Annotated in this window: 20 protein-coding genes; 10 read left to right on the top strand and 10 right to left on the bottom strand. The window is 62.5% G+C overall.

The genetic code is table 11. The annotated features are described in order from the left end of the window. The first annotated feature begins 107 nt into the window (after positions 1 to 107). Entirely contained in the window at positions 108 to 971 is an 864-nt protein-coding gene (locus HV744_RS00410; RefSeq protein WP_175147604.1) for an anti-sigma factor family protein, read from the top strand. Positions 972 to 1029: 58 nt separating this feature from the next. Here the strand turns inward: HV744_RS00410 and HV744_RS00405 are convergent, their stop codons facing one another. Next, positions 1030 to 1380 (bottom strand): hypothetical protein, encoded by a 351-nt coding sequence (locus HV744_RS00405; RefSeq protein ID WP_175147603.1) that lies wholly within the window; start codon positions 1378 to 1380, stop codon positions 1030 to 1032. 388 nt (positions 1381 to 1768) lie between these two features. Between HV744_RS00405 and HV744_RS00400 the strand changes: the two genes are divergently transcribed. Next, positions 1769 to 2899 (top strand): hybrid sensor histidine kinase/response regulator, encoded by a 1131-nt coding sequence (locus HV744_RS00400; RefSeq protein ID WP_175147602.1) that lies wholly within the window; start codon positions 1769 to 1771, stop codon positions 2897 to 2899. A 64-nt stretch (positions 2900 to 2963) separates the two neighbouring features. On the opposite strand, the gene HV744_RS00395 is transcribed toward HV744_RS00400, so the two are convergent. From HV744_RS00395 to HV744_RS00380, 4 genes are all read right to left on the bottom strand, one after another. Then, complete coding sequence (locus HV744_RS00395; RefSeq protein ID WP_175147601.1) at positions 2964 to 5516, bottom strand: ATP-binding response regulator; 2553 nt, start codon at positions 5514 to 5516, stop codon at positions 2964 to 2966. A gap of 16 nt (positions 5517 to 5532) precedes the next feature. Further along, positions 5533 to 6759, bottom strand: a complete 1227-nt coding sequence (locus HV744_RS00390; RefSeq protein WP_175147600.1) for a hypothetical protein — start codon at positions 6757 to 6759, stop codon at positions 5533 to 5535. Positions 6760 to 7606: 847 nt separating this feature from the next. Continuing rightward, positions 7607 to 8245: a sulfotransferase gene (locus tag HV744_RS00385; RefSeq protein ID WP_175147599.1), complete on the bottom strand. Its 639-nt coding sequence runs from the start codon at positions 8243 to 8245 to the stop codon at positions 7607 to 7609. A gap of 167 nt (positions 8246 to 8412) precedes the next feature. Continuing rightward, positions 8413 to 10419: a bifunctional DedA family/phosphatase PAP2 family protein gene (locus HV744_RS00380; RefSeq protein WP_175147598.1), complete on the bottom strand. Its 2007-nt coding sequence runs from the start codon at positions 10417 to 10419 to the stop codon at positions 8413 to 8415. 254 nt (positions 10420 to 10673) lie between these two features. Between HV744_RS00380 and HV744_RS00375 the strand changes: the two genes are divergently transcribed. Together HV744_RS00375 and HV744_RS00370 are read left to right on the top strand one after the other, a co-directional pair. Then, on the top strand, positions 10674 to 11021 hold the full coding sequence (locus tag HV744_RS00375) for a hypothetical protein (RefSeq protein ID WP_175147597.1): 348 nt from the start codon (positions 10674 to 10676) through the stop codon (positions 11019 to 11021). 89 nt (positions 11022 to 11110) lie between these two features. Beyond that, positions 11111 to 11587: an OsmC family protein gene (locus HV744_RS00370; protein ID WP_175147596.1), complete on the top strand. Its 477-nt coding sequence runs from the start codon at positions 11111 to 11113 to the stop codon at positions 11585 to 11587. 186 nt (positions 11588 to 11773) lie between these two features. On the opposite strand, the gene HV744_RS00365 is transcribed toward HV744_RS00370, so the two are convergent. Both HV744_RS00365 and HV744_RS00360 read right to left on the bottom strand, forming a co-directional pair. Beyond that, complete coding sequence (locus tag HV744_RS00365; protein ID WP_175147595.1) at positions 11774 to 12007, bottom strand: hypothetical protein; 234 nt, start codon at positions 12005 to 12007, stop codon at positions 11774 to 11776. Between the two features lie 75 nt (positions 12008 to 12082). Beyond that, positions 12083 to 12550 (bottom strand): Lrp/AsnC family transcriptional regulator, encoded by a 468-nt coding sequence (locus tag HV744_RS00360; protein WP_175147594.1) that lies wholly within the window; start codon positions 12548 to 12550, stop codon positions 12083 to 12085. A 155-nt stretch (positions 12551 to 12705) separates the two neighbouring features. On the opposite strand from HV744_RS00360, the gene HV744_RS00355 reads away from it, so the two are divergent. Next, entirely contained in the window at positions 12706 to 13359 is a 654-nt protein-coding gene (locus HV744_RS00355; RefSeq protein WP_175147593.1) for a LysE family translocator, read from the top strand. 65 nt (positions 13360 to 13424) lie between these two features. On the opposite strand, the gene HV744_RS00350 is transcribed toward HV744_RS00355, so the two are convergent. Continuing rightward, entirely contained in the window at positions 13425 to 13598 is a 174-nt protein-coding gene (locus tag HV744_RS00350; RefSeq protein ID WP_175147592.1) for a DUF1289 domain-containing protein, read from the bottom strand. 138 nt (positions 13599 to 13736) lie between these two features. Here HV744_RS00350 and HV744_RS00345 point away from each other — a divergent pair, with 138 nt between their 5' ends. Then, positions 13737 to 14057, top strand: coding sequence for a YnfA family protein (locus HV744_RS00345; protein ID WP_175147591.1), 321 nt, complete (start codon positions 13737 to 13739; stop codon positions 14055 to 14057). 83 nt (positions 14058 to 14140) lie between these two features. Here HV744_RS00345 and HV744_RS00340 read toward each other — a convergent pair whose 3' ends face one another. Next, positions 14141 to 14650 carry a DUF1993 domain-containing protein gene (locus tag HV744_RS00340; RefSeq protein WP_175147590.1) on the bottom strand — a complete coding sequence of 170 codons (510 nt, stop codon included), beginning with the start codon at positions 14648 to 14650 and terminating at the stop codon, positions 14141 to 14143. 304 nt (positions 14651 to 14954) lie between these two features. Between HV744_RS00340 and HV744_RS00335 the strand changes: the two genes are divergently transcribed. From HV744_RS00335 to HV744_RS00320, 4 genes are all read left to right on the top strand, one after another. After that, a complete protein-coding gene (locus tag HV744_RS00335; protein ID WP_175147589.1) occupies positions 14955 to 16514 on the top strand; it encodes a S53 family peptidase in 1560 nt (519 codons plus the stop codon). Positions 16515 to 16615: 101 nt separating this feature from the next. After that, entirely contained in the window at positions 16616 to 18280 is a 1665-nt protein-coding gene (locus tag HV744_RS00330; protein WP_175147588.1) for a S10 family peptidase, read from the top strand. A 385-nt stretch (positions 18281 to 18665) separates the two neighbouring features. Beyond that, entirely contained in the window at positions 18666 to 18824 is a 159-nt protein-coding gene (locus HV744_RS00325; protein WP_175147587.1) for a hypothetical protein, read from the top strand. Between the two features lie 5 nt (positions 18825 to 18829). After that, the gene (locus HV744_RS00320; protein WP_175147586.1) at positions 18830 to 19093 is read left to right on the top strand and encodes an RNA recognition motif domain-containing protein; all 264 of its coding nucleotides are present in this window, start codon (positions 18830 to 18832) and stop codon (positions 19091 to 19093) included. Between the two features lie 132 nt (positions 19094 to 19225). Here HV744_RS00320 and nadE read toward each other — a convergent pair whose 3' ends face one another. After that, a complete protein-coding gene (gene nadE, locus HV744_RS00315; RefSeq protein WP_175147585.1) occupies positions 19226 to 20086 on the bottom strand; it encodes an ammonia-dependent NAD(+) synthetase in 861 nt (286 codons plus the stop codon). Between the last annotated feature and the right edge of the window lie 171 nt (positions 20087 to 20257).

Below are 20257 nucleotides of genomic sequence, written 5' to 3'. Positions count from 1 at the left end.
GGAACTGCGGTTATCATAAAGGTCGGCGGGCGAACGAGGGTTCGTTCCGGCCCGAACGTCATCCACATAGAGCGACCACGCCTCTGTCCTTTTAGCCTTATCGTTCAATGAAACCCGACGACAGCCAACTGATCGCGTATGCTGACGGCGAACTCAGCGCTTCCGAAGCGGCATCGGTCAAAGAGGCGCTGGCCGAGTCGCCCGATCTGCGGGAAAGCGTCGAATTGTTGCGGGCGTCGCGCCTGCCGTATCGCGAGGCATTCGCGACGCAGAAGCTGCCGCCGCTGCCGGACGAACTTCGGCGTCGAATCGAGGCGATGGCGAGCACCGCCAGCCAGCGGGCCGATCATCTGGCCGCGCAGCCGGCGCCGCGCTCGCATCGGCGTTGGTGGCTCGCTGCGGCTTTCGTTGCGGGCGCGTTCTGCGCGGGCCTCGTGCAGCAACTCGGCGCCGGGTGGTTAGGCGCGTTCGGCAACCGTGCGGCGCTGGTCGCCGCCGGAAACACCCGGCCGTGGATCAGCGTCGCGGCGGATTATCAACAAATGTACACGCGCGAGACGGTCGCGAATGTCTCGCCCGATCCCGTCGTGTCGGCCGATACAGTCGATGCGATCCGCAAGGTCGACGGCATCCGTTTGCGCGTGCCGGATCTACGGCCGGCCGGACTGTCGTTCAAGTCGGTCGAGCGTTTGCGCTACAACGGCAAGCCGCTCATCCAGATCGTTTATCTGCCCGACCACGGCACGCCCGTCGCGCTCTGCGTGATGAAGGATTCGCGGCCGGATCAGCCGATCGCGCAACGGCAGATGAACGGCATGACCGTCGTGTCGTGGCGACAGAACGAACTTTCCTACGCGCTAATCGGCAAACCGGATTCCGGCGACCTGCGGACGATTGCTCGACAGATCTCCAACGGCGATGTCAATGCGATGTTCGCCAGCAGCGATATCGTCCGGCCCGACCTTGGTTAGTTCTCCCGCGTGATCGGCGCGCGATGCTGCCGTGCGTGCAGGGCGCGGTTGTCCTTGTTCAGGCCACGCCCGGTTTCGGCGCCGCGATAGAAAACGCCGTGCCCGTTGCGCCGAACTCGACGCTTCTTGTCACAAACACCACGCCGTTGCCGTCATAGAGTGTCGACTTCTGCGTGTTGTTGTCCGCTACCCAGAAGGCGCCGGTCGGATTGAACGCTACGCCCGAGCCGTTCTTCAGATTGGGATCGATGTTCGGCGCGGCGACGCTGCCGTCCGAGACGAGAACGGTTTCCCTGAACGTGCCGGCAGACGATGCCGGCGGTGTATTGGAGTCCGAATTGCCGCCACACGCGGCGAGACCGGATGCCGCGACTGCTGCGATGGAAAGCGCGGTTGCAAGTGTACGCATGTTGATTCCTGATCGTCGGATGATTTGTAAATCAGTGCCGGGCCACAGGACATGCGTCGCACGGCGCTCGTGGTAGTGTTCCGAACGCGCTCAGGAACCGGCTGCGGCATCGGGCCTCGAGTTGCCCGCGACGGCCGCGTCCTCGACGTTCGTCATTGCCTGTACAGAACGCCCGATCTTTCGCGTTTATTCCGAGGACTCTGGCGAATGCTTACCGGGCCGCTTGCGGGTCGCAGCGGAGTCGATCATTCGGTTCTGCTGCAAATCGCTGAGTAACCGGAACCCCTATCCGGCCAAGCTTTAGTTATGATCCTGGCGAACACCGTTTTTATCACCCGCAAAGTTGGCCCGGTTCAATTTCGACCTGCCGCGATCCGCTGAGAACGCAATGAGTGACACCACGCAGCCACCGTTTTCCATCCTCTTCGTCGATGACGAGGAGATGTCGCGCAACCACTTCGCACGCGCGATCCGTGCGGACTATTGCGTGCACGTCGCGCGCAGCGCTGACGAGGCGATTGCCGTGCTGAGCCAGCACGGCGCTGAGATTGCCGTACTGGTGACCGATTACCGCATGCCGGGTCGTGATGGCGACGACCTGCTGCGTCAGGTGGCGCAGGAGTATCCGCAAATCGTGCGGATACTCGTGACAGCGTATGCGGACAAGGACATGCTGTTGCAGACGGTCAATACCGGCGACGTATTCCGTATCCTCGAAAAGCCGCTGCGAACGGAAAAGGTGCGCGAAGTCCTGCAACTGGCGATCGCGCGCTACGCAGAGCGGGAAACGCGTCAACAGCGGCTACTGGCGATGGATGAGACGCTGGCGTTCCTCGCGCACGAGTTGAATACGCCGTTGGCAACCATCTCGCTGTTTGCGCGCTCCGTCGAAACCGATGTCGGCGAGCAATACGATCCGGAGCGTCAAAGGGAGATCGGTCACGCGGCAAGATCGATGCTGAATAACGCGCAGTATTGCCTGACGCTGATCTCGTCGTTCTGGGAGACGGTGCACAAAAGCGGGGGCCAGCAGTCCGCCTCGGAGGCCGGGATTCGCGAGGTCAAAGCGACGCGGTTGATCGCCACGTTGCTCGATACCTATCCGTTCGTCGCGTCGCAGCGCGACTGGATACAGGTCGACGTGCAGGGGGATTTTGTCGTGCGCGCGATGCCCAATTGCGTGGCGCTCGTCCTGTCTTCACTGCTGTCCAACGCGCTGCGTGCGCTCGACGGTGCGACCGCGCCTGCGCTGCACCTCGAAGTGGTGGACAACCCCGAGCCCGAGATCCGTATGCGCGACAACGGCCCCGGCATTGCACCGGAGATCAAGGCGCGTCTGCTGCTGGACCCCGTGACCACTTACGCCGGCGCCGGCGGGCACGGCATGGGCATGATCTTTTGCAACCGCATCATGCAGTCTTTCGGTGGGTGCCTGCGGATCGAGTCCATGTTGGGCGAGGGGACCACCATTACGATGGGGTTTCCCAATTCGACAGGCCGGATGCATACCACCGACTAGTGAGGCCGTTCGCGCGAGATCCATTGGAGTCGTGCGAGCGAACCCTCATGCCGCCCAAGAGCCACTAATCGCTCAGCGCATCCCGATGATCGCGACGTGCTTTGGCCGACGCGTAATACGACTGCAGCGCATCAGCTGAACGCTCGCCCAACAGGCAAATATGCGCGAGCCAGTCGGGCTCCGAAGGCCATTCGCCGTCAATCACGCGCGGATAGATTTGCCTCGCGAATCGATGCAGCGCCTTTGCTCCGATATTGCCGCTGACGCCAAGCAACACGTGCAAGGCGCTGTGTGTCGATTTGAGGTCGAGCGCCGCCACACTGGTCGCGAGCCGCGCCACTAACGAGCGAATCTGCTCGATCCCGTTGAGGAACGATTCGTCGAGCAGATCGAGCGCGACCAGTTCTTCCAGGTGTTCGTCATCGAGCAGATCATCGTCCGCGATTGCCGCAAGTTGACCGGCGGGAGCGGCGGCAGCCGGCGTCGCCGACAAATCTGTTTTGGCTGGAACGTCCAACGCCCTTTGCGGTGCGAACTGCCTTGTCAGGCATGCATAAAGAGAGCCGGCCTGCACGGGTTTTATCATCACCTCGTTCATGCCGCTGGCGAGGCACGCGTGCACCGATTCGATATCGGATTGACTGGTCAACGCGATGATCGGCACGTTGGCGCAGGCGTCGGTGCGCGCGCGAATCGACGCGGTGGTTTCGATGCCGGTCATGCCCGGCATGTTCATATCCATCAGGATCGCGTCGATCACGCCATCTTGCTGCAGCCGGGCGAGCACGGCTTGCCCATGTTCGGCCTCGACGACAGTCGCTCCGCACCGCTCCAGATAGGCCTTGGCAACCAGCCTGCTGTAGGTGTCGTCGTCCGCCACCAGGATCGATTTGCCGGAGAAGCCGTCGGCTCGCTCGCTCAGATGGTGCTGGTTGCCGTTCTCGAAGAGCGTCTGCAGAGCGCTGATCAATTCCTGCACGCTGGACGATTTGCTGATGATTTCATCCATGCCGGCTCGCCGGGCATGCACGCGTACCGCATTGCCGGGCTCCGCCGTATAGGCGGCAATCAGGACGCTGCGGTTCGGACATTCATGGTCGGCGCGAATTGTCTCGGTGGCCGCATAGCCATCCAGAACCGGCATGCTGATGTCCATCAGGACGAGGTCGTAGGGCGATGACTGCCGCAGCGTCGTCAACGCGATCTCGCCGTTTTCCGCCTCGCTCACATAGGCGCCTGCCTTGGTCAACGCGCGACGGGTTCTGGCCCGCTGCCCGGCGTCGTCATCGACGATGAGGATGCGCTTGCCTTTGAACACCGGCGCGGCGCGTTCGAAAATGCGGCGCTCATAGTCCGCGACTTCGTCTTTCGAGACGACCGGAAAGCGCAGCGTGAACTCCGTGAACTTGCCGACTTCCGACTGGCAGCCGATGGTTCCGCCGAACGCGCGCATCGCGCGCTGGCAGTACGCGAGACCCAAGCCTGTGCCGCCCGAATTGCCCGCCGTGCGAAACGGCTCGAACAGATGCGCCAGGATCTCCGGCGCGATGCCGGCGCCGGTGTCGCGAACGATGACCGACTGCCGGTCGACCGTGAGTGTAAGCGTCGCCGACGGATGCGTGGCAATGTGATAGAGCGCGTTCTTGATCAGATTGAACAGGGTGAACAGATAGACCGTTTCATCAACCTTGAAGATGAAGTCTTCCTGCACCACGAGGCTGACCTTGCTGCGCTCCTTGTCATCGTCGAAGCCGTATTCTTCCAGCGCCTTACGCGTGGTCGCCGCCGCATTCAGATAGATCAGGCGATCCGAGCGGATGGACTTGGCGCTGACTTCGTCGAGCGTCATCGCGATGATGCGCAGGCCGCGCTCGATCGACAACTGTCCGTGAGCGAGATGGCCATACAGCGACGCCGCGCTGTCGTGCGATAACGCGGGCGCCCGATTGGCTGGCGTGGTGGCGGGCAGCGCTTCTTCCACCCGATCCAGAACGTGCCGCAACTGGCTGAGCGGGTTGCGCATTTCGTGGGCGATCGAGCCCGCGAGGGCCTGCAACGCCCGGTTCTTTTCGACAAAGATGCGTCCCTTGCTGATCGCATGGCTGAAAGCCATGCTGCACAGGACGACCGCTGGCATCACCGCGAGATTCGACTTGTCGGCCGCGCTGAGGACAATCGGCACCGGCGAGCTGATCACTGCCGCCAGCGTGCCGGAAAATGCGCCAATGCCGATACAGGCGATCAGCAAAAGCGGATTGTCGATACAGAGCGCCAGGATGAAGATCATCATGACTTCGGTCATCATCCACATCGTGGAGAAGGAATTTCTGACCGTAAGAAATGTGCAAACAAATGGCAATACGTAGATCAGTGCGCAATGCCAATAAATCAGCAGGTAATGGTTAAACCGCTTTGGCCAGTAAGCCTGAAAAATCAATGGAATGCAGATGAGCGCCGCGCTCAATCGAAGCAAAAGATTGTCGTATGGCTGCGGCAGGATATAGGTCCACACAACGTAATAGATGGGGTGACACAGGAGGCCAAGTGCGCCCCCCCATCGAATTGCAAACCTGCTTCGTTCCAGCATATCCCGCATACTTTCGCGCGGTATTGCCATCAGGCCTCCGTTGACGTTACGACCCCATCAATTCATGGTTACTGCGTTGATGCGCTTCCAGGCTGATCGGCGAGCCGTTTTTCCCGTGAAAAGGACCGACCGAAAAGCCGTACTTCTTCAAGAGACTGTGAGTATACGAGACCGACCACACGGGCGGGCTGCCGATGATGAAATCGGAAGCAATGCCTTCCTGCCAGGCGGAGTAGCCTTCAGCGAAACAGGTGTAGCAATCGCGGGTGGTCGGCAGCCTGAACGGAAAGGTGGTGTCGAGTCCGACGGGGCCACGGGCGAAGCACTCAATATATAGCGTCTGGCCGCGTGACGCGAGTTCGGCTTCGACGCTCGCCGCCCGGGGGTGGGAGTCGTCGATCCAGAACTGCGCCCGTTTGAGATCGGACGCGGTGAGGTAGGGCACGCTGGTGCTGCTGGCGAGGATGGCGCCGTCGAACTGCGGCAGCAGGGTATCCGGACTGAAGGTATGCACCGACACCCGCGATTTGCCCAGCAGGTCCGACGCCAGCAACTCTCTCGCCTGCTCGGTGAGCAGATTCACCTTGTCCGGCAGATCGATCAGAACCAGCTCTTTCGGTGCATCTTTATAGAGCAGATACTTGGCCACCGTCGTGCCGAGCCGCCCGGCCGCACCAAACAGTGCGAGCTTCGTGTTGCCAAATTCGAGGTCGAGTTCGTTGCAGCAATGGACGGCCCAGTCCTTCAGCATCGCCGCCGTGGCCGCATGCCCCGTGGTGATATGAGGCGGCTTCGTATGGCGCGGCAGGGCTCCATAGTTGCACGCGTAAGGCGTCGAGGCGCCCATTGCCACCATGTTCAGGCCCGCCTGTCTTGCCAGCTCCAGTGCCGGAAAAAATTGCGTTTCCCTGAATCGCTTGATGCCGCGCGGGCTGCCGAGCCACATCTCGAGCGGCACCGGACAGGCAATATTGGCCCCGATGACCTGGGATCCCGAATAGATAGGCGAGGCAATAAAAGGCTTGGTGTTCCAAAGCTCCTCTTCAAATGAGGCGTTTCGGTGCTTGACGTTATGAAAAGAAAATGAAAGTGTATCCCAGTCCGTAGCGTGAAACAAAAAGCCGACGCCGCCATGACCCGCGGGCAGGTTATCCCGGATATGTTCCGGGTGAATTGTATGTTTGAGCGTCAGAGGTGCACTATTTAGATGCAAATGGAGCCCGGCGTGCTCGTCGGAATTGGTCAACACTTCCTTGTGAAGAGGAGTTTTCATTGGTTTTCCCTTAGATTGAAATTACGCTGAAAAATCAGCGCAGTGTCGCCGGTCAGGATTGACAGGCGATCCTTCAACTCTAGAGAAAAGTGCCGTTGTGTGCCCGTCTGTTCGTTCACAAAGCATTGAGTCGGCTCTTTCGAGTCGCCCCGTTCGCTGGACTTGTTGTCGGTGAACCGGCAAGCGGAGAGGGATTGACTGCGAATCGGGATGCCAGCACTGTCGATGCCAGGCCGTTTTTCCAGATGCTTGTGGGGAAAGCGCGATGTCGTCTATGCAATCGGCATTCCGACGGGAACGGAACAAATGACCGATCGATAACGCGGACGCCCCGGCGCGCGAGCCCATCCGCCAGAGCCACGTTGGGTCGGGGGCTCTGATGTCGCGCGGCCTTGGGTCGTTCGTCCCAAACCGTCACTGATCGTGGCAGGTATCTGCCTCAAGGCCCCTACCGCGTAATGCTATACCCAATTCTCGCAATCCACCGATGCTGGTTGTAGTCGAGAACATCCTCACCATATCCGGTAAAGAACCCGACCCAATGCCGGTTTTCGCGGCACAGGGCGGTCGCTTTCGAGGCAGGGCGTTCGTCCAGCAGCGGGGCGAACGACGCGGCCGCATCGGCGAGGAGTCGCCGCGTGGCTTGCACGCGTGCCGCACTACGCGATCGGTGACCAGCTCAAACGGGCTACGATTTTGTCGTGGCCTCGTTACTTCGAGATGACGGACAGGGTGCTCGGGATGCGTTGCCGCTCAACGGGCAACAGAGGTTGGACACTTGCACGTGGACGGCGTACGTTCTATCAGATTCGGTGTTCGCCTCGATAGATCAGTAGGCATGCCTAACTTATGGGGCTGCATATCCCAGATGCGTCGCCGCGCTTCCTGCAAGTGCCAGGAGTTTGTCGTCGCCCGCAGGCTTGCTGGGGATCACATAGAGATCGGCGATGTCGGTCACCGGATCACTGAACGGTGTCGGCGCATGACGCTGGGAGATCTGAAAATCGCTGATCGGCGACGCGTCCGCCAGACCGAGGAAGCTCCCGATGCTTGCGCCTGTCGCGTCCGGATTCTCGATCAGACCGCGATACGGAATGGTCAACGCAAACCCGGCGGGAAGCCCTTCGAAAAAGTCGAGGATCTCTCCCACGTATTGCCCCCAGACGCGCACGGCGTCGTCGATGGACCCGATCCAATGTTTATGCAGCAGCGAATTGGCGACCTGGCGAGGATCGCGATGGATGTGAATGAAGCGTGCTTGAGGATCCAGGCATACACACCGAAACTGGCGCGGGGATGGCTTGCCGGTCGAGTGTTTGCGCGGGTGTTTGCGATTGACAGTCAATCGACAGGAATGGGTGTGTGCCGGGTTCGGCGCGGCGTTGGCGTTGTGCTGACAATCCGGAAGATCAGGTCTTTGCGTCGGCCCGCGTCCAGGACGGTTCGGCATGCTTGCCGAACGGAACGGAACGGAGCGCAACGGCATAAAAGAACGGCATTCGCACCGCCCAGCTTATCCACAGAAAACGTTCATAACCTTGTGGACAAGTCCTGGCCAACCGCGTTAACTCCTTGAGCGCATGGCGAATTGCTAGTTGGTACAACGAACGCGCGCGCCGTGCGAGCCAGCGGCAAACCTCTTCACCTGGCCACTCATTCCACCGGCGACGCAAGCAGCGACACCGGCACGCCATGACAGTCCACCCTGGCCAGAATCGCCGCGGCGAGTCCGGCGTCCGCTTTCGCGTGAGCGTCGAACGAACCCGGTTCCTTGTCGACCCGCAGAATGTTGAGCGGCCACGACGGCCTGGACAGCCGCTCGTGCGCGAGTGCGCCGATCCACAGCGGCGTGGCGGACGCGCCGTTCTCCACCGCATAGCCGCTCGGCCAGAAGCGCAGCACGTCGCGTTCGGCGCGCGTGTCGCCGGGACGTATCAAGACCAGCGACGAAGGCACGCCGTTGTTGAGCTTCGGCAAGACCGGCAGCGACACCGCCGCAACATCGGGCGACGCGAGCGAGAGCAGGCTGTGCGCGGACACGTCGGTGCCCTCGACCCATCCCTGGGCGCGTAGTTGTCCACGGATCGAATCGAGGTCCGACACCCACTGCACGGTGAGCGGTTCCTTGCGGTCGCCGCCCATGTCCGAGCGATAACACGGCAGCCGCTTCCACAAGGAGAGCGTCCACTCCGATTGCGTGACCAGCACGGGCGGCACGCGCTGCGTGCTGCCCGGCGGCGGCATCGGCGGATTGACGCCGATCTGCACCGCCACGCTGACCAGCACGACCACCAGCACCACCACGGGCATGACCGTGTTGGGCGGCGGCGCTTGCGGATGCCGCCACATCGCCGTCAGCGCGACGATCGCCACCCAGACATACGCGAGCGCGGCGCCGCCGATCGCGTCGGACATCCAGTACCGGCCGAAGTACACCCCCGCGAGCGCGACCACGATCACCACGATCATGCTCGCGGCCGCCACCAGCACACCCTCCAGCATGCCGACCCGCCGGCCGAGCAGAAACGCGAGGAAGCCATACACGATGACCGTCGCGGCGACGTGATTGCTCGGAAACACGTAGTGGGCGGTCATCAGTTCATTGGGCGCCGCACGCTGCATCGCGAACTGCAGTCCGAAGATCAGTAATTGGGAAAACACGACCGCGGCAAGCCAGTAGCCGATGGTGCGCCAGCGCCGCTCCCACAGCATCCACAGCACCACCAGCACGATCAGCGCCGTCAGCGTGATGCCGCTGCCGAGCGTCTCGAGACTCGCGAGGACGGTGTCGCCCCACGGCGTGCGCACCGATTGCAGGAAGTGATAGACGGACAGGTCGACGCTCGTCAGCGGGTCGCCGCTGATCACGTCTTCGAGAACCCCGAAAAACAGCGCGCCGGCCACCAGCACGATCAGCGACGTCACGAGGATGTTGGTCGCATCCGGCGTTTCGGGGTCGAGCATGTGGCGTGCGGCACGGCCGAGCGGCCCGGGGTGGCGGCACGCCCAGTTGCCGAGATAGCGGCCCGCGGCGCTCGACCACGCATTGGCGTGCGACAGCAGGAAACCCGCGCCGCGAAAGCTTAGCCAGACGATGCACACCAGCAGCGCGAGAATCACGACGAGCCGGAACGACACCGCGCCGGCCAATAGCACCGACGCGCCGAACACCACGCCAGGCAGGATATGGGCGGGCGCCCACAGCAGCGCGGACAGCACGTTCATCGCATAGAAGCGCAGCGGCGACATGCCGAGCATGCCCGCGACGACCGGCACGATGGCCCGCAACGGGCCGATGAAGCGGGCCAGCACGACGCTCTTCGCGCCATGCTTGTGAAAGAAGCCGTGGCCCGCGTCGAGCAGTTCGGGGTGTTTGCGGAACGGCCATAGCTGGACGATCCGTTCCTTGTAGCGGCCGCCGAGCCAGAAGCTCATGCCGTCGCCGGCGATGGCGCCGATGATTGCCCACACGAATACCCAGCCGAGGCTCAGCGAGCCGGTGCCAGTCAGCGCGCCGGCGAGGAACATCGCGGTGCTGCCAGGGATGAAGGTGCCGATGACGGCGATGGCCTCGAGGAAGGCCGCGAGGAAGACGACCGTGAGCATCCACGCCGAATGGCCGGCTAGCTGATGCAGAAGCTGGATGTAGGCGTGCTCCATCGTGCGCGATCGGCCGTTCTGGCGTGACAATCGATCATAACGCGCACGGGGTCGGTCTTATTCCTTTTTGGAAACCGGCAAGCGATGAAAGTCGGCTGGAAGATTGCGAAGTGTTCGGTGAGCCGCTCAGTGAGGCGCTCGGTGAGTCGCTCGCGACCACTTGAACGAAGCGGGGCGCGCGACGTCATATGTTTTGAGCGGTCCGCAGTGCGGGCGTCGCGCTCGGGCAATTCAACGATATGACGGAGTAGGCAATGAAGATTGTAACGGGCAGTATCGCGGTGTCGGCATCGGCGCTCATGGCGGCGCTGATGATCGGCGTGGCGGGTGCCGCTTATGCGCAGCAGTCAAGCCAGGCCGGCGGCAGCATGAGCGGCACGCAGTCAGGCGGCGCCAATAACGCGGGCACCGCGGCGGGAACGAGTGTGGGCACCGGGGCTGGTCTCAGTCCGATGCCGGGCGTGGGAACATCGGCCGGCACGACAGGCGGCATCCGTTCGGGCCCGGTGCTCAACAACATGCGGGCAAACGGCACGAGCCTGGAAGCGAGCCCCGATCCGCGCGCGCCGAACCTGGCCGGCAGGGTAGCGCCGCCTCGGTAGGTAGTTCGTCACCCCGCGTATGCCGGGCCGGTTGCCGCGTATAAAATGCACATCCCGGCAACCGGATCCGGTTCGACAAGGAGAGGCGTATGGCATACGGCGAGCACAAATACAAAGTATCGGTGCAGTGGACGGGCAACCGCGGAAGCGGCACCTCGGGCTACCGCGATTACGGCCGGGATCATCTGATCACGGCGGGCAACAAGCCGGCCATCCCGGGTTCGTCGGATGCGGCTTTTCTCGGCGACGCCAACCGCTGGAATCCGGAGGATCTGCTGGTCGCTTCGGCGTGCGCGTGTCACAAGCTCTGGTATCTGCATCTCTGCGCGGATGCCGGCATCGTGGTGCTCGACTATCGCGACGCCGCCGAAGGCACCATGCTCGACAGTGCGCAGCAAGGCCGTTTTTCACAGATCGTTCTGCGCCCGCAGGTCGTCATTCGGGCCGGGGGCGATGTCGAACTGGCCACGCATTTGCATCATGTGGCGCACGAGAAGTGCTACATCGCGAACTCGGTCAACTTTCCTGTTCTTTGCGAGCCGGTGATCGAAACGGACGCGCGTTGACGAGCGTGTGGCGCTCGCTGTTCACCGTCCGTCAGAATAGCTCCATGCCTGAGCAGTCAGACGTCAAGATGCTTCGTTAAACGAAGCATTCTTGTGTGGGCGGTTGCGCAGGGCGCCGCGGTGAAAGCACGCGAGCGCCGTCGCGTGTATGCCGTGCCCGCGGCGATGCGGGCGTCCAGTTCTCTCTCAACGATTGCCGTCGAGCAGATCGCCGAGCAGTTCGTCGAATGCCGCTTGCGCGTCTTCCAGTTCCTGCAACGCGGCGTCGAATGTTTGCAACGCGAACTGCGAAGGCTTGCCGCTGCCGGCAGGCGGGAATTGCGATTGCAGCGATGCAAAGGCCGTCTGCACCCGTTTGGTCGCGGTCAGTACGCGTTCCATCGCGGCTGATTCTTCGGCTCGCGCCTTTTCGTGGTCCATGAAAACTCCGTGTTCGTCTGGTTTCGTCTGGTCGGCTCACGCCGTATCAAATGGGTGACTATGCCACGTTCGCGCTCAGGACAGTGGCAAGCCGCCGTTGGCCTTCACTTCCCGCAACGACAACGCCGACTCCACCGAAGTCACGCCCGGCAGGCTGCGCATCTCGTCGCGCATGAAAGTGCCGTAGTCGTCGAGGTCGCGCGCCACCACTTGCAGAATGTAATCGGCACTCCCCGACACGTTATGGCACGAGAGAATGCGCGGGATCGCCTGCACCTCGCGCTCGAAGCGGGTCGCCACCGTGCGGTCGTGCACCGCAAAGCGCACATAGACGAACGCGACCACCCCGAAGCCGAGCGCGGAGCGCGAGAGCATCGCGCGGTACTGGTCGATATAGCCTTCGCTTTCGAGGCGCTTGAGACGGCGCGCGCAAGGCGTTTCGCTGAGGCCGACCGTTTCGGCCAGCCGCGCATTCGACATGCGGCCGTCATTTTGCAGCGCCGCGAGGATCGCACGGTCTGTTTTATCGAGGTCGGTCGTCATGGCTTGGGAATGCTTGCGGCGGGTTAGCGGAAAACGTGCCTGAAAGCGTGAATATTAGCGTATTCCTCCAAAATTGGAACGTACGCCCCGGTAATTCGCCAGCAAACCCTCCGCCGACGATAGCAAGATAGAGCCCTTGAGAACTGGAGGCTCTAATGATTTCCGCACACCTGCTGGCCGTCTATATCGCTGCGCTTTTCGTGGTCTATGCGGTCCCTGGGCCGGACATGGCGCTGATACTGCAAACCAGTATCGGACGCGGCATGCGCAGCGGCTTCGCGGCCGCCGGGGGGCTGGGTCTGGCGCGGGCCACGCATGTGACGCTCTCGGCGTGTGGAGTGGCGGCGTTGTTGCGCAGTGCGCCCTGGCTGTACGACGTCGTGCGATACGGCGGCGCGGTTTATCTCGCATGGGTGGGGATTCAGATCTTCCGCTCGCCGGTGTTCGCGCTGCCCGAGGGTGGCAACGAAGGCGGCAATGCGGCGGGAATCGCGAATCCCGGCGTGCGTCCGTTGCGGGCCGCGTTCGTCAAAGGCTTGCTGACAAATTTGCTGAACCCGAAGGCGTTGCTGTTTTGCTCGGTGCTCTTGCCGCAATTCGTGCGCCCTGAGGCTGGGCCGGTTGCGTTGCAGATGGTCGAACTCGGTTTGGTGCTGCTTGCTATCGGCGCGTGTTTCGACGTGATGTATGCGATCGGCGCCGCGCGGATCGCCGGCTGGATGCGTGCTCATCCGCTTGCGCAGACCTTGCAGCGCTGGACGTTTTCAGCCGCGCTGATCGGCTTCGCGCTACGGCTTTCATTGGATTGACGCCGACGCGTTCCGCGATCCTCAAACCATCGGCTTGACGAAGCGCGATGGCCTCGCCGAGCCGCTCACTTTTTCAGCATATGCTCGCGACGCGGACGGTCCTCGATAATCTTCCTGCGATGCTTGTCTTTCATCTTCTTCCAGCTTTTGCATTCGTCGCGCGTGCGCATGCAGCCGATACAAAAACCGGTTTTGCCGTCGAACTTGCAGATCTCGATGCAGGGTGACGCGATGCTCATGACCGATAGTCATCAGGGACCAAAATACGGCGACTGTCGCACGCGGCATGCCCGCTGAGCCAAGTGATTGTGTTAATAAAGCTGATAGAGAGCTGCGCACGAGTCCGCGGCGACACAACCACTTGCTTCTATCCGTCGATGAAAACCTTCCTGCTGTATGTCGTGACCGCTGTTGCTGAGATCGTCGGCTGCTATTTGCCGTGGCGCTGGCTGAAAGAGGGCGGCTCCGTCTGGCTGCTGCTGCCCGGCGCGCTCAGCCTCGCGCTGTTCGCGTGGCTGCTGACGCTGCACGGCACCGCCGCAGGCCGCGTGTATGCGGCTTACGGCGGTGTGTATGTGGCGGTGGCGCTTGCCTGGCTATGGTGCGTCGACAAGGTGCGGCCCACGCTGTGGGACGCGGCTGGCGTGGCGTTGACGCTGGCCGGCATGGTGGTCATCGCGTTCCAGCCGCGCATCTAGCATCCGGGCATCGCGCGACGGACGGTGCACGACGCACGAGGCACGCGTCTCGCACGTATCGCGACCCAATTCACGCAAGTCCTTTACTTGATGCCGCCCAGATAATCGAGCTTGCCGAGTTCGACGCCGTTGTGACGCAGAATGTCGTACGCCGTCGTGACGTGAAAATAGAAATTCGGCAGCACGAAACCGAGCAGATACGACAACCCGGTGAACTCGATCGGGCCCGTGCGCATTTTCAGCGTGATGGGGCGCCCTTCCGAGCCGTCGATCTGTGCCGCATTGAATTCCTTCAGATAATCAATCGTCTTTTGAAGGCGGGCCTGCAGCTCGTCGAAGGTCTGTTCGACGTCTTCGTACTTCGGCGCTTCGACACCGGCCAGACGCGCGGCGCAACCCTTCGCGGTGTCGCTCGCGATATAGACCTGGCGCACCAGCGGCAGCATGTCAGGTGCGAGCCGGGCGTTCGTGAACACCGAAGGTTCGATCTGCTTCTCGGCAGCGTGCGCTTCGGCTTTGCCCAGGATGGCTTGCAGGTTCGTCAGGCCGCGAATCAGCACGGGCAGGGATGCTTGATACATCGAAATTGACATGGGGTTCCTCTGCTTCTTCGATCGTGCGCGCGTTGGCGCGCGAGGCGATGTAACGGCTGGATTGCCGCTGCAGCATCATAGCGCGAGCGGCCCACGATGCGCATTGATGCAGCACCGGGTTAGCCATCCGGATAACTGCCGCACACGCCGGAACTGTGTTCGAATGCTCGGGTCGGACAGTTTGACGAAGCCCTTGAAACAGCAACCTGCCGCCGTCCGTCGGGCGCTGAGGTTGTGCAGGCGCGTGCCGTGCGCGAGGCCAGCTGGTGGCCCGCGCCGTCACGCTAACAGGAGAGTCGACACAATGGTCAACAAGCACCCGTTGCCGGGAAGTGAGCGAACCGTAGAACAAGGTTCGCAGGTCGTTGGACAATGCGATCCAGCGGAGCGGATCGAGGTTTTCGTGATACTGCGCCGTCAGCAGCAGGCGCAGTTCGATGCGCTGATGAGCCAGATCGAAGCCGGCGACCCCGGCGTCAAACCGCTGTCGCGCGAGGCGCTCGCAAAAGACTACGGCGCCGCGCCGGACGACATCGCGAAGGTCAAGGCGTTCGCCACCGCGCACGGCTTGAGCGTGGTGCGCGAGGATCCGGCGGCGCGCTCGGTGCTGCTGTGCGGCACGATCGCGCAATTCCAGAGCGCGTTCGAGGTCAAGCTCGAACATTATCAGCATCACGCGACCGGCCAGTTCCGTGGCCGCACCGGCACGATCAGCGTGCCGGACGATCTGTATGGCGTGGTGGAAGCGGTGCTCGGGCTCGACAACCGGCCCCTGGCGCGGCCGCACTTTCGCATCCGGCCGCCTTTCGTGCCGGCTAGAGCACAACAGGTCTCTTTCACGCCGCCGCAACTCGCGTCGCTCTACCAGTTTCCGCAGGGCGACGGCGGCGGGCAGTGCGTCGGCATCATCGAACTTGGCGGCGGCTATAACACCTCCGATCTCAAGTCCTATTTCGCGAGTCTCGGCGTCGCCTCGCCGACGGTAAAAGCGGTCAGCGTCGATCAGGGCAGCAATCAGCCGAGCGGCGACCCGAACGGGCCGGACGGCGAAGTCACGCTCGATATCGAAATCGTCGGCGCGATCGTGCCTGGCGCGACCATCGCCGTGTATTTCACGCAGAACAGCGACGCCGGCTTCATCGACGCGGTGAGCAGCGCGGTCCACGACACGACCAACCAGCCGTCGGTGATCTCGATCAGTTGGGGCGGACCGGAGTCGATCTGGACCAGCCAGTCGCTGCAGGCGTTCAACAGCGTGTTGCAGAGCGCGGCGGCGCTCGGCGTGACGGTCTGCGCGGCGTCGGGAGATAGCGGCTCGAGCGACGGCGCGGGCGGCGGCGATCAGGTCGACTTTCCGGCGTCGAGCCCCTATGTGCTGGCGTGCGGCGGCACGAGCCTGACCGCGTCGGGCACCTCGATCTCGCACGAGGTGGTGTGGAATGACGGCGCGCAGGGCGGCGCGAGCGGCGGCGGCGTGAGCCAGGCCTTCCCGGTGCCGGTGTGGCAACAGGGCTTGTCCGCTACCGCGACGCACGGCGGCAAGACGGCGCTCAGCGGGCGCGGCGTGCCGGACGTGGCGGGCGATGCGTCGCCGGTCACCGGCTACGACGTGCTGATCGACGGCACGCAGACGGTGGTCGGCGGCACCAGTGCGGTCGCGCCGCTGTGGGCGGCGCTAATTGCGCGGATCAACGCGGCGAAAGGGCAGCCGGCCGGTTTCATCAACCCCAAGCTTTATAAGACGCCGGGCGTCTGCAACGACATCACGCAAGGCAACAACGGCAGTTTCGCGGCAGCCGCGGGCTGGGATGCCTGCACGGGGCTCGGCAGTCCCAATGGTCAGAAGGTGGCGGCCGCACTATAGTCAGCAACTCACGCCCCGAAGGAAGTCACCTTGGGGCGCGCCCCGAAGGAAGTCCCCTTGGGGGACGACCTGGAAGACGTGAACGAACCCATGGAGCGATCATGACGAATACAGAGTCAGCTTCCGCTAGTCCGCAGTCGCCGCACAATGCACATACTTCGGCCACCGCGGGCACAGCGGCACCCGCCGCGGCGCACAAAGCCGGCGATCAGCCGTTCTTCGATCCGGTCGCGTATGGCAACGGGCCGGACGATTCCGTCACCGAAATCGCTGAAACCGCGGCGATCACGCATCATTCGGTCACGATCGGCGGCCACAAGATCAACTACACGGCGACGGCGGGTCATCTGGTGATCGTCGACCCGAGCAGTTCGCAGCCGGCAGCCCGGATGTTCTACGTCGCGTTCACGCAGGACAACCAGAAGGAGGAAACCCGTCCGGTAACGTTCTTCTATAACGGCGGGCCGGGGTCGTCTTCGGTATTCGTGCTGCTGGGCTCGTTCGCGCCGCGCCGCATCAAGACGTCGATGCCGAGCTTTACGCCGCCGGCGCCGTACGCGATGGAGGACAACCCGGACAGCCTGCTGGACAAGAGCGATCTCGTCTTCATCAATCCGGTCGGCACCGGCTACTCGGCGGCGATCGCGCCGAAGAAGAACCGCGACTTCTGGGGTGTCGACCAGGACGCCGACTCGATCAAGCAGTTCATCAAGCGTTTTCTGACCAGGAACAATCGCTGGAATTCGCCGAAGTACCTGTTCGGCGAATCCTATGGCACGGCGCGCAGCTGCGTGCTGGCGTACCGCTTGCACGAAGACGGCGTCGATCTGAACGGCATCACGCTGCAGTCGTCGATTCTCGACTACACGCAATCCGGCAACCCGGTCGGCACGCTGCCCACGGCGGCCGCGGACGCCTGGTATCACAAGAAGCTCGGCGTCGCGCCGCGGCCGACCGATCTCGGCGTGTTCGCCGAGGAGGTCGCGCAATTCGCGCGCACCGATTATCTGGCGGCGCTGCGCAAGTTTCCGACCACCGATTCGGCGACCGTCGAAAAACTGGGCGAGTACACCGGCATAGGTAAAACGACCTTGCTTGCGTGGAGCCTGGATATCGCGGCGTATGACAGCCGTGGCAATTCGCTCTTCCTGACCACGCTGCTGAAACCGCAAGGTCTCGCGCTCGGCGAGTATGACGGCCGGGTGACGGCGATCGACACGGGCATTGCCGGCAAGATCGACCCGAACTCCGGCGGCAACGATCCGACCATGACGGCGGTGACCGGCGTCTATACGACGATGTGGAACGTGTATTTGAACGAGCAGTTGAAATACACGTCGAATTCGTCGTTCACCGACCTGAACGATCAGGCTTTCAAGTACTGGGATTTCAGCCACATCGATCCGACCGGTGCGCAGAAGGGGCTCGACGCGAAGGGCAACATCATTCTGTACACCGCCGGCGATCTTGCCGCTGTGATGGCGCTCAATCCCGATCTGAAGGTACTGTCGGCGAACGGCTTCTTCGACTTCGTGACACCGTTCTATCAGACCGTGCTCGATCTGCAGCAGATGCCGCTGCTCAGTCAGCAGGTCCGGCAGAATCTGTCGGCGCGTTTTTATCCGTCAGGGCACATGATTTATCTCGACGGCGGTTCGCGCACCGCGCTGAAGGCGGACCTCGCGCAGATGTACGACGCAACGGTGTCCAACACGCAGGCGCTCGGGCGGATTCGCGCTTTGCAGGCTCGAGTGGTGAAGTCATAGCGGGCCAAAGTGCCGCGCTTGCGGTGTGAAGCGGCGCGGTGCGGGGCGCTGCCGGATTGACGGGCAAGGTGCCCGCGGTCATTGGGGCAGGGAGGGTGGCGCGCAAGCAATGGCGTCGCCCTTTACACGAGCCCGGCGCGAGTTCGCCAGGCGCATTTCACATAGCGCGACAACACGTCCGCCCCCGGCCTATCGCTGCTGAAGCGTTGGCCGCGCCTGCACCGCGCTAAATGAACAGATGTTTTGCTGTTTCCGATCCTGCTGATTCAGGTACAGTGCATTAACGGGGATGTTTAGCCCGTCTTTTACGATACCGTGTCGCGTCGCTTTTGCTATCGGATGTGGCTATCCTGAACTCAGGACGAAATTCGTAGAGGAGATTCGAATGATTGCCTTCTATCTGTCATTGGTCGCCGTGGGCGCCGCCGGTGTTGCAGTGATCCGCGAACTCGCCGCCGCTCGGACGAAACAACGCGCCGCGCTGCGCCCGGTGCGCGTGCGGGCCGCGGATCGACACACAGGCGGCAACGCGCGGCGAGGGTAGGCAGCATGAACCTGATCGTGAGCAACATCGCGCAATCGTGCAGCGAGCAGGAAGTGCGGGAATTCCTCAAGCGCGAACTTGGGCATTATGCGAAATACGTCGAGGTGATCGACGCTGGCAAACCCAGCGCGTACGCCACGGTCGAACTGGATGCAAAAGTGCCCTATGTTGCCGAGGTGATCGCGCGGCAGATTCACGGCAAGCAGTTGGGCGGCCAGACGCTCGAAGCGAGCGCCGATCTGTTCACCGACGAACCGCCCGCCCACTGACCCCGCGCAGTCAGCTCCGTAGTCAGCTCTTTCGAATGCGGTGCGCGGCAAGAACGCGCGGTGGTCAGCGGGTTCACTCCGCGCACGCTCGCCGCATTTCCCGTCGTTACTTTCCCTGCTTCTTCCCCGGTCCTACTCTTCGCTTGCCTGCGCCGTCCAGTCGAACGGCGTGTACGGCAATGCCCGCTTGTGACGCGTCACATCGTAGAAACGCAGGATGATGTCGCGCGCGGCATCGCTCACGGGCTTGCCTTCCAGGAAGTCGTCGATAGCGTCGTACGGGATGCCATAGGCGTCTTCATCGGGGCGCAGCGGGCGCAACATTTCGAGGTCGGCGGTCGGCACCTTGTGCGCCAACGTTTCGGGTGCGCCCAGCGCCTTGGCCACCGCACGCACCCGGCGCTTGGTCAGCCCGGCGAGCGGTAGCACGTCGGCGCCGCCATCACCGAACTTGGTGAAGAAGCCCATCACCGACTCGGCCGCGTGGTCCGTGCCGATCACCACGCCGGCCCGTGCGCTGGCCACCGCGTATTGCGCAATCATTCGCTGCCGCGCCTTGATATTGCCGTGCACGAAATCCCGTTGCGATTCGTCCTTAAATAGCACGCCGCTGTTATCCAGCGCGGCCAGCATCGCATCGGCGGCCGGTTTGATGTCGATCGCAAGATTTTCGTCCGCGCGAATGAAGCGCAACGCCTGCTGCGCGTCGGCTTCATCTTTTTGTTCGCCGTAAGGCAGACGTATTGCGATGAAATGCGCGTCGTAATGAGCAGCGCGCAACCGTTCGACGGCGAGTTGCGCAAGGCGCCCCGCAGTTGTCGAATCGACGCCGCCGCTAATGCCAAGCACATAAGTTTTCAGGCCGCTGTTGCGCAGATAGTTCGCGAGAAAAGCGACCCGGTGCTCAATTTCCCGCTCGGCGTCAAACTCGGCGGCGACGTGCATTTCCGCCGCGATGCTTGCCTGGCGGGCGATGGGATCGTGTTGCGTCATGATTTCTTTTAACTCCTCGCACGCTTACGCATTGTCAGCAATGAACGCTTGCGTGCCAATAAGATAAATAGCGAACCTGCGAGCGGGGCGGCCGCGGCGCGGTTTCAGCTTGCACGGAGTGACGGATTGGTATCGGGTTTTATCGGCGATATTGGCTTTAAATCCTGTATT

The organism is Paraburkholderia ultramafica, from assembly GCF_902859915.1.
GTDB lineage: Bacteria > Pseudomonadota > Gammaproteobacteria > Burkholderiales > Burkholderiaceae > Paraburkholderia > Paraburkholderia ultramafica.
This window is presented reverse-complemented; position numbering and strand designations above follow the sequence as displayed.

What these genes read in the sequence shown, in the direction of transcription:
- HV744_RS00410 (WP_175147604.1), top strand. Translation starts at nt 108, where the DNA reads ATGAAACCCGACGACAGCCAACTGATCGCGTATGCTGACGGCGAACTC.
- HV744_RS00405 (WP_175147603.1), bottom strand. Translation starts at nt 1,380, where the DNA reads ATGCGTACACTTGCAACCGCGCTTTCCATCGCAGCAGTCGCGGCATCC.
- HV744_RS00400 (WP_175147602.1), top strand. Translation starts at nt 1,769, where the DNA reads ATGAGTGACACCACGCAGCCACCGTTTTCCATCCTCTTCGTCGATGAC.
- HV744_RS00395 (WP_175147601.1), bottom strand. Translation starts at nt 5,516, where the DNA reads ATGGCAATACCGCGCGAAAGTATGCGGGATATGCTGGAACGAAGCAGG.
- HV744_RS00390 (WP_175147600.1), bottom strand. Translation starts at nt 6,759, where the DNA reads ATGAAAACTCCTCTTCACAAGGAAGTGTTGACCAATTCCGACGAGCAC.
- HV744_RS00385 (WP_175147599.1), bottom strand. Translation starts at nt 8,245, where the DNA reads ATGCCGTTGCGCTCCGTTCCGTTCCGTTCGGCAAGCATGCCGAACCGT.
- HV744_RS00380 (WP_175147598.1), bottom strand. Translation starts at nt 10,419, where the DNA reads ATGGAGCACGCCTACATCCAGCTTCTGCATCAGCTAGCCGGCCATTCG.
- HV744_RS00375 (WP_175147597.1), top strand. Translation starts at nt 10,674, where the DNA reads ATGAAGATTGTAACGGGCAGTATCGCGGTGTCGGCATCGGCGCTCATG.
- HV744_RS00370 (WP_175147596.1), top strand. Translation starts at nt 11,111, where the DNA reads ATGGCATACGGCGAGCACAAATACAAAGTATCGGTGCAGTGGACGGGC.
- HV744_RS00365 (WP_175147595.1), bottom strand. Translation starts at nt 12,007, where the DNA reads ATGGACCACGAAAAGGCGCGAGCCGAAGAATCAGCCGCGATGGAACGC.
- HV744_RS00360 (WP_175147594.1), bottom strand. Translation starts at nt 12,550, where the DNA reads ATGACGACCGACCTCGATAAAACAGACCGTGCGATCCTCGCGGCGCTG.
- HV744_RS00355 (WP_175147593.1), top strand. Translation starts at nt 12,706, where the DNA reads ATGATTTCCGCACACCTGCTGGCCGTCTATATCGCTGCGCTTTTCGTG.
- HV744_RS00350 (WP_175147592.1), bottom strand. Translation starts at nt 13,598, where the DNA reads ATGAGCATCGCGTCACCCTGCATCGAGATCTGCAAGTTCGACGGCAAA.
- HV744_RS00345 (WP_175147591.1), top strand. Translation starts at nt 13,737, where the DNA reads ATGAAAACCTTCCTGCTGTATGTCGTGACCGCTGTTGCTGAGATCGTC.
- HV744_RS00340 (WP_175147590.1), bottom strand. Translation starts at nt 14,650, where the DNA reads ATGTCAATTTCGATGTATCAAGCATCCCTGCCCGTGCTGATTCGCGGC.
- HV744_RS00335 (WP_175147589.1), top strand. Translation starts at nt 14,955, where the DNA reads ATGGTCAACAAGCACCCGTTGCCGGGAAGTGAGCGAACCGTAGAACAA.
- HV744_RS00330 (WP_175147588.1), top strand. Translation starts at nt 16,616, where the DNA reads ATGACGAATACAGAGTCAGCTTCCGCTAGTCCGCAGTCGCCGCACAAT.
- HV744_RS00325 (WP_175147587.1), top strand. Translation starts at nt 18,666, where the DNA reads ATGATTGCCTTCTATCTGTCATTGGTCGCCGTGGGCGCCGCCGGTGTT.
- HV744_RS00320 (WP_175147586.1), top strand. Translation starts at nt 18,830, where the DNA reads ATGAACCTGATCGTGAGCAACATCGCGCAATCGTGCAGCGAGCAGGAA.
- nadE (WP_175147585.1), bottom strand. Translation starts at nt 20,086, where the DNA reads ATGACGCAACACGATCCCATCGCCCGCCAGGCAAGCATCGCGGCGGAA.